Genomic DNA, 14,511 nt, shown 5'->3' with positions numbered 1-14,511 from the left:
TAATGGGGTTCCATACTTGTAGAATTCTATTATCCATGTGAACACGCTCCTTTAAATCTAATGTTTTGTGTAACAATGTTTGTTTTTAATCATATCTAATCTTATATTTCGCCAAAAGACTGATGGTTTCCTGCAATTGCCTCCAAACTAATTGCTCAATCTGTTTTAAATTTGGATATACTGTGTTATTCTTTTGCATGAGGGTTTCCTCCTTGATTAGAATTTGTTTTTAGTCAACTATGATTCTACCAAGGATGTAACCCTCTTTTTCATGTTATTTGCTTATGAACTACCGCGCTTTCGCTTGCTGGCCCCCTCATTTGTTGAGCGTTCTAACGTTCCCTCAACGAATGAGGGAGTTAAATTTTGCCTACAATAATTTTACTCATAGTTAGACCATACTACTTTTCCACCAATAACCGTTTTTACTGCCTTCGTATCTAATATTTGATCAACACCAATCTTAAATAAATCGTGGCTAAAAATGGAGAAGTCAGCTAAATATCCCTCTTTAATGAGTCCTCTTTCGTGCTCTTGTCCCGCCGCAAAGGCACTACCTTTCGTAAAAAGAGAAATCGCTTCAAATACTGATAACCGTTCATGACTGTCAAAAATCTGATTTTCTTTAGAATTTGGAATAGTTCTAATGACCGCTGCATGAATTCCAAGTAGTGGATTTACTTCTTCAATCGGAGCGTCTGATCCTCCTGAACAATGGATCCCTTCCGTTAATAACGTTTTCCATGCATACATGAATTCGATATTTCCTACTCCAACTCGGTCTAAAACCCAAGGATAATCGGAAATTAAAAAGACCGGTTGTATATCTAAAACAACGGGAAGTTTTTTCGCGCGTTTCATTAATTCCTTTCTTAATAGGACGGCATGAATGAGTCGATCTCTTGTCCCGTCAGGTGGAGGGAATTTTTCAATAATGTTTAGAACCCATTCAAAAGCTAAATCACCGATCGCATGTATAGCCACAGGTAAATGGAGAGAGCGAGCCTTTAATATTAATTCCTGCAAACTTTCGTATGAATGAATAGCCACACCGTTCGTTGTTGGATCATCTGCATAAGGAAAACTTAAAAGTGCTGTTCTACTGCCTAATGATCCATCGGCAAATATTTTCATCGCTCCAAATTCAATGAACTTAGAACCATCTTTAAATCGATACCCTGCTTTTTGCCAATCATCAATCACATGATGATGGACTAATAAGTGAGCTCTAAACCATTTCTCTTCTTTCTCAATCACTTTTTTAAACGTACGATATGTATCGTGAAAACCAATATAATAACTCAAATCTTCTGTATGTGCTCCAGTTAGACCATATCGGTAGCAACTTTCAATTCCAGCAGTTAGGGCATTTTTTAAATATGTTTCATCTATTTTTGGAAGAACTTCATTGAGTAGTTGTTGAGCACTATCTTTTAAAACTCCTGTAAGTTCTCCTTGTTCATTTTTTTCAATTTTTCCTCCAGGAATATCACCAATGTTAGAAGAAATTCCAGCTAATTGAAGTGCTTTACTATTTACCGTTGCCGCATGCCTACATACTCTTTTTAATAATACTGGCTGATGGGAAACTACTTGATCAATATCAAATTTTGTAATCGGAGTTTTATCTTCCCATAAATTTTCATCCCATCCTTCACCGATGATCCACTCGTCTCTCCCTAAACGAAAAGATTCTTCTCGAATACGAACTAAAATTTCTTCTTTTGACAAACCGGTTAAATCTAATTTGATTTGTCGCTCCCCGTGTCCAATTAAATGCATATGACTATCGACAAATCCTGGGAACATCGTCGCCCCTTCTAAGTTCACTTTTCTCTCTATCTTATGCCGAAAAGAAGTTTCTAAATCAAATTTAGAGCCAACTGCAATAATTTTTTCTCCATCTGTATAGACGGCTTCCACTTTATGTTCTGGTCTTTGCATTGTGTAAATGTTACCGCCATACCATAACGTTCCCATTTCAATTCTCCTTGTCAGCTGAAAATTGTAAAAAAGAAGACAGAACTTATTTTCTGCCTTCTTTTCGTTTACAATTATTCTACTATTCATTTCGCATCGTGGAAAGCTACTTGTTCTCTCATTCTAAGTTCTACTCTTCGAATTTTACCAGAAGTTGTTTTAGGAAGATCTTCTACGAATTCAATTTTTCTTGGATATTTATAAGGAGCTGTTAATGATTTTACATGATCTTGTAATAGTTTAATTAACTCCTCTTCACTATGACCTGGATTTTCTTTCAGTACAACGAATGCCTTCACAACATGACCTCGAACTTCATCAGGGCTGGCAACAACGGCACATTCTTTTACGTATGGATGTTTAACAAGAGCGTCTTCTACTTCAAATGGTCCAATGGTATAACCGGAGCTAATAATAATATCATCTCCTCTTCCTTCAAACCAGAAGTAACCATCCTCGTCCATTTTTGCTTTATCACCGGTAATAAAATAGTCCCCTCTAAATTGCTGCTTTGTTCTCTCAGGATCTTTATAGTAATGTTTAAAAAGTGCAGGAGTGTCTATATGAACAGCAATATCACCAACTTCCCCAACTTGACATGGTTTTCCTTCTTCATTAATAATCTCCACCCTGTTTCCAGGAGTTGGTTTTCCCATGGAACCTGGTTTTAATTCCATATCTTTTGTTATGCCGATAAGTAGGGTATTTTCCGTTTGACCGTACCCATCCCGAACGTTGACATGGAAATATTTTTGGAAGGTTTCTATAACTTCTCGATTTAATGGCTCACCGGCAGATACAGCACTTCTTAATTGAGGAAGTGTATATTCTTGTAAATTGTCTACTTTAGCCATTAATCTATATTCTGTCGGTGTGCAACAAAGGACATTAATTCGATATTTACTTAATAATTGTAAATATTTTTTCGGCTCAAATTTGCCAAAGTAAACAAAACCTGTTGCTCCGCTACCTAATACAGATAGAAATGGACTCCAAACCCATTTTGCCCAACCAGGACCAGCAGTGGCCCATACAACATCATTTTCTTCGATAGCTAACCAATTTTTTGCTGCCGTGCGTAGGTGAGCATATCCCCAAGAATGAGTATGTACAACACCTTTTGGATTTCCAGTGGTCCCTGATGTATAAGATAAAAACGCCATATCATCGCGAGTTGTTGGAGCCATTGGTAATTCATCCGCTTGATTAACCATTTCTTTATTTAACGATTTCCATCCTTCCAATTCTCCGCCTACGACAAATTTTAATAAACTTTCGACTTCCTCTATATCTTTAAAAGCTTCACAATATGGCAAGTAAGAAACAATGGCTTTTACATCTCCATGTTGAATTCGATATTGTAAATCTTTTGGTCTCAAAAGTTCAGAGCTAGGGATAACAACAAGGCCAGATTTTAATGCTGCGATATAAACTTCATATGCTTCGATCAGTCGAGGTATCATGATTAACACGACATCGCCTTTTTCAAGACCATAGGTTTTAAAAACGTTCCCAATTTTATTCGCATTTTTTATTAACTGTTGATATGTAATACTTTTTTCTTCTCCCTCTTCGCTTTCCCAAAGCAATGCCAGTTTCTCACTATTGGAAGCATATCTCTCGATTTCTTCAACAATGTTGTAATTCTTAGGAGCGATTAAGTCTTCTCGTTTTACCATAATCATCCTCCTATTATTGTTTGTATATTCATATTATACAAAAATATATGAATATTTAAAAATATTATTCTATATTTTCCATTATGTTCCTCTTTCATGTGCTATTTCTGCAAATTTTTTGATAAAATAATGATAGAAAACTATTTTTTGGAGGAACCAATGAATTCAATATTAAAATGGATAACAATTGTTCTATTTATATTTGGATCTATTTTAGTAGGGTATTCTGTCTTTCAAATTGAACATGGCAAATATGAAGTTGAAAAACGAACGGTAGAAGCAAAGCAAATCATTAATAGCCAAGATAAAAGTAAATCTCCTGATGAATATACATATACAAAAGGGGATACTATTGGTATTCTATATATTCCAATACTTAAAAAAGAACTCCCAATTATTGAAGGAACAGATGAGGATCAATTAGAAGTTGGTGTTGGACATTATAGCGGTACAGCTTTACCACTTCAAAAGGATCAGATTGTATTATCTGGCCATCGTGATACGGTTTTTCGAAATTTTGACCAACTTAAAATCGGAGATACATTTGTACTAAAAATGGAGTATGGTACTTTTGAATATGAAATTTATGAAACGGAAATTGTAGATGCTGATGATACAACTGTCATTCGTTCTACCGCTCCAGAAGAAATATTAACCGTCACTACATGTTATCCTTTCAATTATGTTGGAAATGCCCCTTTTCGTTATATTTTTTATGCGAAAATGAAAGAAGGCAAATCTTAGTACATTCTCAACTTTGAATAAGAAAGGACGGAGTTTCCTCCGTCCTAGTAGCCATATATATTCAATTATCATTATTGTTGGAAACGTCCGCTTAATTGTTGTTGAGCCATAGATACAAGACGTTTAGTGATCTCTCCTCCAACAGATCCGTTTGCACGAGAAGTTGTCTCAGCACCTAAGTTTACTCCAAACTCTTGAGCAATCTCCATTTTCATTTGTTCTAGTGCTTGTTGAGCTCCAGCAACTAGAAGTTGGTTAGAATTGTTGTTGCGTGCCATGTTTGATCACCTCCTTGTGTTAATAGAATGTTACAAAGAGGTTCTTCTCATGCAAAAAAAACATTGGTAAATGTTCACAACAATTTACTATAATTTACCTTTCAAAAATGTACCTCATCATCCAAACCATTGAATCATTTTATAATAAATCGTCCATATTATCGTCTACATCCAATTGATCAGCGGTAATTGTAATGGTTTCGATACCATTTACTGCTTTTTCAATGAAAGGTTCAAAATCAGTAAAACTTTCGTAATAATTCGCTTTATCCCGCTTAGGTTTTGTTTTTGGCATAGATGGAGTAAAAATGGTACAACAATCTTCATATGGACGTATAGAAATATCATGAGTATCTATTTCTTGGGAAATTTTGATTATATCATTTTTATCCATTGTAATTAGCGGGCGAATAATCGGTGTGTTTGTTACTTCATTAATCGTAAACATACTATCAAGCGTTTGACTCGCCACTTGCCCTAAACTTTCCCCAGTAATAATCGCAAGTCCCTCAAATTTTTTTCTAATTTCATCAGAAATTCTTAGCATCATTCTTCTCGTAATCGTCATTGTGTAATTGCTAGGAATTTTTTGCTGAATTAATTGTTGTATTTCAGTAAAAGGGACAATATGAAGTGTAAAAGTTCCACTAACTCTTGCTAATTTTTTACCTAAATCAATAACTTTTTGCTTGGCGCGTTCACTCGTAAATGGAGGACTGTAAAAATGCACACCTTCAACTTCTAGTCCTCTTTTCATGGATAGGTAACCAGCTACAGGACTGTCTATTCCACCTGAAAGCATTAACATTACTTTTCCGCTTGATCCAACTGGTAAACCTCCTGCACCAGGGATAATTTCACATGTTAAATAAGTTGCTTCTTTTCGGATCTCAACTTTTAGATGGTGATCAGGATGATGGACATTTACTTTTAGACCATCAATATTTTTCAATAAGTGACCACCAATAATATGATTCATCTCGTCTGAATTGTAAGGGAATGTTTTATCTGCTCGTTTAACAGAAACTTTAAACGTATTTCCTTTTTGAAATAACTGATTCAATAAAGTTAGACTTCCATTTTTAATAGCATCTAGCTCGCTTTTAACCTTTACAACTGGACTAAAAGATTGGATACCAAAGACATTTTCCAACCGCTTTGCAACTTTTTCCCAATCTTCGCCATTTAGCAAAATGATCATCCGATCTCGTGTAGCACGAATTTGTATATTCGGAAAGCTTTTCAACACGTATTTAACATTTCGCTTTAATTTTTCAATAAATATTCCTCTATTTCTTCCTTTTGTTGAAATTTCACCATACCGAATTAAAATGTGATCGTATATCATGTTCAAGATCCTCTCATTACTTTTGATAAATGTTGAATCGTTTCTTTAATTTTATCCATTGTAAATTTTGCTTCATCCATGGTGTTTTCATACCCTAAACTGATTCTAATTGCTCCTTTAGCTCTTGATTCCGTAACTCCCATGGCCAATAAAGTTTTACTTGGCATATCTAATTTTGAAGAGCATGCACTTGTTGTTGAAACAAAAATATTATGTTCTTCTAATGCATGAACAAATACTTCACCTTTAAAACCTTCAACAGAAAAGTTAATAATATGCGGTGCACTAAAGTTTTCCGGTGTATGAACAATAACACCTTCCAATTTTTTTAGTTCAGACATAAAATATTGTTTTATTTTTTTCATTTCATTAATTTTTTCATCCATTTTTTCAAAAGATAGTCGTAGCGCTTTAGCAAGTGCGACAAAGCCACCGACGTTTTCTGTACCACTTCGCAGCTTTCGTTCTTGCTCCCCACCAGTAAGAATCGGGGATATTTTGACTCCTTCACGAATGTATAATATACCTGTCCCTTTTAAGCCGTGAAACTTATGTCCGGAAATCGTTCCAATGTCAATTCCACAGTCTTTAAATGAAATCGGCACTTTCCCAATTCCTTGAACTAAATCGACATGGAAAAGAACTTTCGGATATTGCTTTAATAATTGACCGATTTCATGTATTGGTTGGACAACACCAATTTCGTTATTCACATGCATAATTGAAACTAAAATAGTATCTTCTCTCAGTTCTTTTTTTAATGCATCCAGCTGAACTAAACCGCGATGATCGACTGGTAAAAATGTTATTTCAAAACCCAGCTCTTTTAATTGTAAACAAGTTTCACGAACAGATGGGTGTTCAATCGCTGTTGTAATAATATGCTTTCCTCTATTACGATACATCATCGCTGTTCCTTTAATAGCGAGATTATTACCTTCTGTTCCACCAGAAGTAAAATAAACTTCTTTTTCCTTAATATTTAAAAGAGAGGCAATTTGATTTCTTGATTTTGATAGCAATTTTTCGGCATTCAACCCTAATTGATGGAGCGAAGATGGATTACCGAAATATTGGGAGGATACCTTCACATATGTATCTAATACTTCTTTATAAGGTTTTGTTGTTGCACTGTGATCTAAATAAATCATTTCCATCCTCCTTAAGGAACGCTGTATGCAATTGTTTATCATAGCATAAGTTTAGCAACATTTAAACTATTTGGGATTAGAAAATGTACAAGATCAGCTAGTTTAATTAATAGTTCATCGTCAAATGTTGGCGTTGCAAATTTTTGTCGTCTATTGCAAAACAAACAAATTCATCCTCAGCAAATAAATCCATTAAGATGCAGGTTTTTGTCGACTTTTTCATGCATATTCACAAGTTACAAATAATCTTTCTTCCCCCATCAATTTAATAAAGTGGAGGAATAAAAAAGCACTCCACAATTTTGTGGAATGCCTTCATCTATCCATATTATTTATGCCCATTAATCCAATCTTCAATTTTTTTGAGTGCTCCACTTTCAACTTCTTCAACCGCCGATGCCGCCTCTTCCAATGCTAATTGATAATCATATCTTCGAAACGCCTCTTCTGCAGATAAAAGTTTTTCATGTAAAGTCGGATTTGTTCTTCGATAACGGTTTCCATATTGAATAATTTTTTCGATTAAATAAACATTTTCTATCATTTCATTCATGGAATCATGTAATTGCGTTACTTTCTCTTCTGCTGCCAATAAGGCTCTTTGAACACCATGCATGTTCAGAGGTTTTAATTCTAATTGCTGAAATACATCCATAATTTTTTCACTTGTTTCAAAAAAGAGCATTTCGGCTTCAGAAGGTATGCCTGGTATATTACTTCTTTGTACTTGAATTTTTATTTCGTTAACTTTTTGCTTCAGAACTTGGATTCGATCTCTAGCTGCTAATTCATCTTTTCGAAGCGCAGCTAACATTTGTGCGTATTCTTTTTGCTCTTCTTCAACTTTTTCAAGATCATTGATAATATTGGTCAACTTTTCTTGAATGGAAGAATAAGCAGTAGATATATTTCCGTTATCTAAATCTAAAATTTCCAACGAACTTCTTATTGAATCAAGTTTCTTCTCGATTTGGCGTTGAATATTTAATTCTTCTTCTTTTAATTGATAACTTAATAAAACGACATTTGTTTCTTCTTTTAAACGTTTATTTTCCTTCACTAAGTTTAAAAGTTTTTCTTTTGTGCGATGAGAATATTCTTTCACAAAAGATCGTGCTTTAACTTCGTTTTCTAATAAATCAAATAAAAGATTGATGCTTTCATTCATATCTTCGATTCCTTTAGAAACTTCTTCTGTTTCTAAATTCTCGATAAAATTAACATATGCTTCTAATTGCTTTTCCATTCTCGATAATTCTTTTTCAATTCCAATGTGTTCAAGAAAATATCCTTGACTTTTCATTTCAGCTGTACCGTCTGATATTTCTTTCAGCTGAATTGGAATTTTATGAAGACATTCATTTAAAAGATGAGGGATAACATCCATCTTTTCTTGTAGTGCTTGAATTTTTTCTCGCAAAGTTAATACATGTTCACGAGCTTGAAAATAATTTCCGTTTTCTGTTTCCTCTTCAAAATTCGCAAACAACGTTTCCATTTCATTTAATTTTTTCTCTATTGCATTCGCCGCTTTACCATAAACATGTCTGTGAGCTAAAATACTTTTTTTCAATTCTTTATATTGTTCAGAAAGTAAATCAATATCTGTTCGATTCATTTCTTCACTGCCAATTAAATCATTTAACTCTTCTACCATTTTTTCAATACGGCCTTCTGTCTCTTTTAATATTGATTCAATTTTATGTAAGATTGATTTTGCTTTAGAAAAACGATATTTTTCGATATATTCTTCAGCATCAAATAACATATCTTCCACATCAGGTAGGTCGGCTGTCACGATAGAATCCCAAGTTTGTCTCCATTTTTCAAACAATTCTTCTGCCTGTCCTGACATTTTTAATCTTTTTATTCTTGCAAGTTCGTCTAATACAGGGCGGTTTAACAATTCAATTTTCCAAGCTTCAAGTCGATCTACTTCTTTAAAATATTTCTTTTTTACGATAAAGCCGGTAATTAAAAAAGCAATAACAAGTAAAATTATTGCAATAATGTATTCCATGATAAGCCCCCTGCTCTCCAATGTTTTCCAATCTAAATCTATCTTTGAAAACTATATTAAAATTCTATATTAATGTTAATATGATACCATGTAAACGACATTTTTTGACTACCATTTTCAAATTTTTTGTAAAAAAACATATAATTTTCATAGAAAAAAATTGAACATAATAAAAAATAACCTCGTGGAATTGAGAGAGGTTATTTGATTATTACTTTTTTTGATTATTCTTATCCATCAAATAATTGTCAACCCAATCACAAATATGTTCTGTATATCTTTCAAAATAATACGTGTCTTGTAAATAAACGTTCCAAACTTCTGAATGGTAATGGGCATTTAAAAAAGGCATTGTCATCATGCTTTTTAATTGGATGACGGATATACTTGTCGGGATTGGACGAAACGTTTTTTCACGAATCCCGTAATCGAATATACTTTTTAATAAATATCGTTCCTTCATTAAATACGTGGACATGATTTCTCTTATCATTTGAGTATCAATAGAAACCTCTCGCCAAACAAATCGACTTAAAGCTAAATGTTCATATTGATAATTCATAATTTGTTTAATTGCCTTTTTTAAACATTCATTCGCCCCTAGCTGTTCGAGGTCAACGCATGCTTCTTCAAGCTCTTTCAAATAGTTTTCAAAAAATGTAATAAAACAGTGTTCTAATAACCCATTTTTTCCATTAAAATAATAGGAGATTGTAGCAACATTTACATTTGCTTTTGCTGAAATATCTCTTACAGTTGTCCCATTATAGCCTTTTGTATTAAATAATGAAATAGCCGCATCAACGATTTGTTGCCTCGCTAATTCAGAACGTTTCATTTTCATCCTCCAACATATTTGTCTATTGAGTTATTTCGATAAAAATTGCATATGTTCCTTTACATAATACTCGACAATTTCCATGAAAATATATTATCATTTGATAAATAATGACGAAATGAGTGGTGATGACTTTGTTTACAGTAGAACAATATACTGGTTCAAAAAAAGAACGGTATGAGTTAGTTATAAAACAATTAAGATCTTTATTGGACGGGGAACCCAACCGTATAGCAAATTTAAGCAATACTTCTGCCTTATTGAATGTATTTTTTGATCGAATTAATTGGGTTGGTTTTTATCTGCTTGAACAAGACGAGCTTGTACTTGGACCGTTCCAAGGCCTGCCTGCATGCGTTCGAATTCCGATTGGAAAAGGTGTATGCGGAACAGCAGCTAAAGAATTAAAAACGATCCGTGTTCCGGATGTTCATCAATTTCCCGGTCATATCGCTTGCGATGCAGCATCTCGATCAGAAATCGTCGTCCCTATGATTAAAAACGGTGAACTTTTAGGGGTATTAGATATCGACAGCCCCGAACTAGATCGTTTCGACGAAGAAGATGAAAAATATTTGGAACAGTTTGTGCAAGTATTAACAGAATATATTTAACCTTTCAAAAAAGCGGATGCATGAAGCATCCGTTTTCATTTATCCGATTTTATCTGATATTTGATGAATCGTACGATTTTTACCTAAACGTTTCGCTTGATACAATGCTTCATCAGCTCGTTTAAATAGTTTTAATGGTGTATCATAATTACTTTTCTTCCAGTGGGAAATTCCACATGAAATCGTCACTTTCGGATTAGTCTCCTCCTGAACTTTTTCAATTAATCGTTCGGAAACAGAAATACCTGTTTGGAGGGATGATCCCGGTAAATAGATTGCCAATTCTTCACCGCCCCATCTAGCAGCGATATCTGTGGAACGAATATGTTCTTTAATAATATTGGCAACTTGAATGAGAATTTTATCACCGGTTTGATGTCCAAAACGATCATTTACGTCTTTAAAATTATCTATGTCTACTAAAATAAATGTTCCCTCGATATCTTTTAACATCGATTCCTCTATTTTTTGGTCTAAGTAATTTCTTGAATAAAGTTTTGTTAAATAATCAGTAATAACAAGTTTTTCTAACTCTTCTCTTAAAAGGGAATTCATAAAAGCCAATGTCCAATGCTGAATTAAAGATTGCATTAATTTAAAAGATTCAAATGTAACACTATATGGTTCTTTTTGAAGAACGATGACAAACCCTAAAAATGATTGGCTATGTGTCATCGGTATCGCGATTATTGTTTGATATGGACATGAATGCAATAATTGATGTTGGCTTGTATCACCAAAGAATATTGCTTCCTTATTATTTTCCAATTCCTCATATATGACTTGTATATATGATTGAACATCTTCTCTTTCAAAAAATGAAGTATGTCCTGGTAATAGTGTATATTGATTTTCCTTCAGTTGAAAAAATCCAAACTCCTCAACTTGAAAAGAGGTTTTAAATAGATCAGACATAAACGTTAATGTATCGGAAAATATTAAATTAGCATTTAATTTTCGTGAGGTGTCATTAATTAGTTGCAGATCATCAATTAATCGTCTTGATTGCTGATATAAATGAGCATTCTCTAAAGCATTACCCGCTGTTTTGGCTAATACAGTAATAAACTCAATATCTTCCTTCTCTGGCATCATCGTTGGAGGAGCTATTACTTCCAAAACTCCATAAACGCCTTGTTTCCCTTTTATTGGGGCATATAAAACGAAAATATGATCTGAATTTCTTTCTTCCATTTGAAATTCACCGGTTACGTAAGTTTTCATTGCAATTTGATTACTTGATAAGTAATCAAAATTTTTTACCGGTAAATCTTTATTTTGAATCGTATCTGTCGATAAAAAAAGTGAGTGTTCATAGAAAGGAAAAATTTCTTTCAATACTTTCACGATTTCTCTTAAAACATCGTTAATATCCATTGATGAATGAAAAGTATCAGATACATTGGATAATCGTTTATTTCGATATTCATCAATCATTAATTTTGAAATGGCCACTACTTTTACTAAATATTGATGAATAATTTCACTCAACTGTAACCAAAATGTATTTGAATATGGGACTTGGGAAGTTACTCGCATGAAAATAGCACCATAAACTTGGTCGTTTTCATTTTTTATATATAAAATTCGATTATATCGATCTATGTTTATTTCATGAAAAATGACCAAATCATTCTCTTTTAAGTTTTTTACATGAAAATTCATTTCTTTAATGATATGATGAATTTCTAAAATTTCATATAAATGATTATAGCTATTTGGGAATATTTGATTGCTCGCTATGACAAGTTGAACTTCTTTTATTGATAACGTTTCTTTTATGACATGAAATAAATTTTGAAAAAGAACTTTCGGTTGAATTTCATCCTTTTTAATATTGAAGGCATCAAAACACATCCCTTTAAACTTAAAAAGTATATCGTTTTCCATAGACATTTTTCCTCACCTAAAGTAGTAGTTTAATCAACTTCATTATAAGAGACTAATACCTTCACATCATTACGATACAGTACAAGGAAGTATTGATTGTTTTCATCTAGCTGAAAAATTTTGATCGGTCGCTCATTTTCTTTGAAAGTTAGAAATTGTTTACCATGAGGAATCGAGATTGTATGATTTTGTTCATCAAATTGAGATTCAGTAGAATATTTTGGAAGAGATGATATGTAGCTGGTATCTCTACTTTTTCTTAATAAATTTTCATCAAAGTACTCCCAATTATTACCTAACTTTACCCATATTCCGTGCGAAAATTTGTCGTTCGTCAATAAGGTTGGAGTTTTGTCTATTACTACTGAATTAATTGCTCTAAATTTATATTTATCGTTTTGTAAAACTTCATATATAGCTAATACATGTTTATGATTGAAATATTGGTACATAGCAACCAACGGATGATCATTCATATTTGAACTTTGTTTCAATACGATTAATTGAATCGGTAATTTTTGCTTATCATTCATCGTTTCCTGCCTAGTGAAAACGGCAAATACAGTAATAGTGACAAACAAAAAAATGAAAAACAATCGTACGAAATTTGATTTTTGTAATTTCATGAATAATCACTCATTCAGTTTTCATTCATTATAGCATACAAATTCATCAATTTATGTGATTTTCATTAAATTTTGTCTATAATCTTTTCGATAAAATTCGATTAAAAGTTGACTTACCAATAAAAAATGAATATAATGTTCTTTGTGTAAAATATTGCAGCCTTTGTGGACACTTTTATTGATACATTTTGTTGCTCTTATGAGTTGTACCGAGTAACTCTCTGCTGCTGGAGCGAGGGTACAGAAAAACAAAATGGTCATAAAAGATGTAGCACAACTGTTTTTATTTTACCTAATAAAAACAAAGGAGGAGTCAATTAATGGCTCGATATACAGGTCCAAGTTGGAAAATTTCTCGCCGTCTTGGTATTTCTTTAAGCGGTACAGGTAAAGAGTTAGAAAAACGCCCATATGCACCAGGACAACATGGTCCTAACCAACGCAAAAAATTATCTGAGTATGGGTTACAATTACAAGAAAAACAAAAACTACGTCATATGTACGGAGTAAACGAACGCCAATTCCGCAACACGTTTGTGAAAGCTGGAAAAATGAAAGGGGTTCTTGGTGAGAACTTCATGATTCTTCTTGAATCAAGATTAGACAACCTTGTATACCGTTTAGGTTTAGCTCGTACACGTCGTCAAGCTCGCCAATTAGTTAACCACGGACACATTTTAGTAGATGGTCGTCGTGTAGATATCCCATCTTACCGTGTAACACCAGGTCAAACAATTAGCGTTCGTGAAAAATCTCGCAACTTAGCAATTATTAAAGAAGCTATCGAAGCAAACAACTTCGTGCCTGAATACTTAACATTTGATGCTGATAAGTTAGAAGGTACTTATACTCGTTTACCTGAACGCTCTGAATTACCAGCAGAAATTAACGAGTCTCTAATCGTTGAGTTCTACTCTCGTTAATGGAATCGCTGCATAAAATGCAGTATATAAAAACCCTGAAACGCTTGATATATAAGGCTTTTCGGGGTTTTTTGTATTTATCAACGTTTGTAAAATGGTGTAAAATAACTTATTATTTTGGGGCACTTTTTGGGGCAAGTGGGGCAACTTTTGGGGCAACTTTTAAAGAAATTTAAAATCGTCTTTAATATATAATTATTGCGGACAGATGCTGAAATAAAAATAGATATAAATATTTAAATCATTTATTTTTTCAAAAAAAACTTAGACGGCACAACCAACACAATAAATTAGTTGTGCCTTTTCCATTTCTCTTCAATAGTGTTTAAATATTCATTTGGTGCTTTTTTGAATCTTCTTTGTTTTATATGCTCGCCAATACGTTGTTCCCATTTATTCGCTTCAGTTTTATATGCTGAA

General features: G+C 33.2%; 13 protein-coding genes. 3 read left to right on the top strand and 10 right to left on the bottom strand.

The window, feature by feature from the left end; translation table 11 throughout:
• Positions 1–381: 381 nt before the first annotated feature.
• Together AC3ASS_RS11460 and mbcS are read right to left on the bottom strand one after the other, a co-directional pair.
• Positions 382–1,980, bottom strand: a complete 1,599-nt coding sequence (locus AC3ASS_RS11460) for an amidohydrolase (RefSeq protein WP_488283667.1) — start codon at positions 1,978–1,980, stop codon at positions 382–384.
• An 86-nt stretch (positions 1,981–2,066) separates the two neighbouring features.
• Positions 2,067–3,659, bottom strand: a complete 1,593-nt coding sequence (mbcS, locus tag AC3ASS_RS11455) for an acyl-CoA synthetase MbcS (RefSeq protein ID WP_488283666.1) — start codon at positions 3,657–3,659, stop codon at positions 2,067–2,069.
• Positions 3,660–3,818: 159 nt separating this feature from the next.
• Between mbcS and AC3ASS_RS11450 the strand changes: the two genes are divergently transcribed.
• Positions 3,819–4,403: a class D sortase gene (locus AC3ASS_RS11450; RefSeq protein ID WP_488283665.1), complete on the top strand. Its 585-nt coding sequence runs from the start codon at positions 3,819–3,821 to the stop codon at positions 4,401–4,403.
• A 71-nt stretch (positions 4,404–4,474) separates the two neighbouring features.
• Here AC3ASS_RS11450 and AC3ASS_RS11445 read toward each other — a convergent pair whose 3' ends face one another.
• The 6 genes from AC3ASS_RS11445 to refZ all read right to left on the bottom strand — a co-directional run bounded on the left by AC3ASS_RS11445 (position 4,475) and on the right by refZ (position 10,038).
• On the bottom strand, positions 4,475–4,681 hold the full coding sequence (locus tag AC3ASS_RS11445; RefSeq protein ID WP_488283664.1) for an alpha/beta-type small acid-soluble spore protein: 207 nt from the start codon (positions 4,679–4,681) through the stop codon (positions 4,475–4,477).
• 139 nt (positions 4,682–4,820) lie between these two features.
• Entirely contained in the window at positions 4,821–6,029 is a 1,209-nt protein-coding gene (thiI, locus tag AC3ASS_RS11440; RefSeq protein WP_488283663.1) for a tRNA uracil 4-sulfurtransferase ThiI, read from the bottom strand.
• Between the two features lie 2 nt (positions 6,030–6,031).
• Positions 6,032–7,180: a cysteine desulfurase family protein gene (locus AC3ASS_RS11435; RefSeq protein ID WP_488283662.1), complete on the bottom strand. Its 1,149-nt coding sequence runs from the start codon at positions 7,178–7,180 to the stop codon at positions 6,032–6,034.
• 38 nt (positions 7,181–7,218) lie between these two features.
• Positions 7,219–7,344: a hypothetical protein gene (locus AC3ASS_RS11430; RefSeq protein WP_488283661.1), complete on the bottom strand. Its 126-nt coding sequence runs from the start codon at positions 7,342–7,344 to the stop codon at positions 7,219–7,221.
• 164 nt (positions 7,345–7,508) lie between these two features.
• Complete coding sequence (gene ezrA, locus AC3ASS_RS11425) at positions 7,509–9,200, bottom strand: septation ring formation regulator EzrA (RefSeq protein WP_488283660.1); 1,692 nt, start codon at positions 9,198–9,200, stop codon at positions 7,509–7,511.
• 211 nt (positions 9,201–9,411) lie between these two features.
• On the bottom strand, positions 9,412–10,038 hold the full coding sequence (gene refZ / locus AC3ASS_RS11420; protein ID WP_488283659.1) for a forespore capture DNA-binding protein RefZ: 627 nt from the start codon (positions 10,036–10,038) through the stop codon (positions 9,412–9,414).
• A gap of 134 nt (positions 10,039–10,172) precedes the next feature.
• Between refZ and AC3ASS_RS11415 the strand changes: the two genes are divergently transcribed.
• A complete protein-coding gene (locus AC3ASS_RS11415; protein ID WP_488283658.1) occupies positions 10,173–10,652 on the top strand; it encodes a GAF domain-containing protein in 480 nt (159 codons plus the stop codon).
• A gap of 39 nt (positions 10,653–10,691) precedes the next feature.
• On the opposite strand, the gene AC3ASS_RS11410 is transcribed toward AC3ASS_RS11415, so the two are convergent.
• Positions 10,692–12,548: a sensor domain-containing diguanylate cyclase gene (locus AC3ASS_RS11410; protein WP_488283657.1), complete on the bottom strand. Its 1,857-nt coding sequence runs from the start codon at positions 12,546–12,548 to the stop codon at positions 10,692–10,694.
• 23 nt (positions 12,549–12,571) lie between these two features.
• Positions 12,572–13,168 carry a hypothetical protein gene (locus AC3ASS_RS11405; protein ID WP_488283656.1) on the bottom strand — a complete coding sequence of 199 codons (597 nt, stop codon included), beginning with the start codon at positions 13,166–13,168 and terminating at the stop codon, positions 12,572–12,574.
• Between the two features lie 320 nt (positions 13,169–13,488).
• On the opposite strand from AC3ASS_RS11405, the gene rpsD reads away from it, so the two are divergent.
• A complete protein-coding gene (gene rpsD, locus AC3ASS_RS11400) occupies positions 13,489–14,091 on the top strand; it encodes a 30S ribosomal protein S4 (RefSeq protein WP_488283655.1) in 603 nt (200 codons plus the stop codon).
• The last annotated feature ends 420 nt before the right edge of the window (positions 14,092–14,511 follow it).

This window comes from Bacillus sp. JST-5 (assembly GCF_057747715.1).
This window is presented reverse-complemented; position numbering and strand designations above follow the sequence as displayed.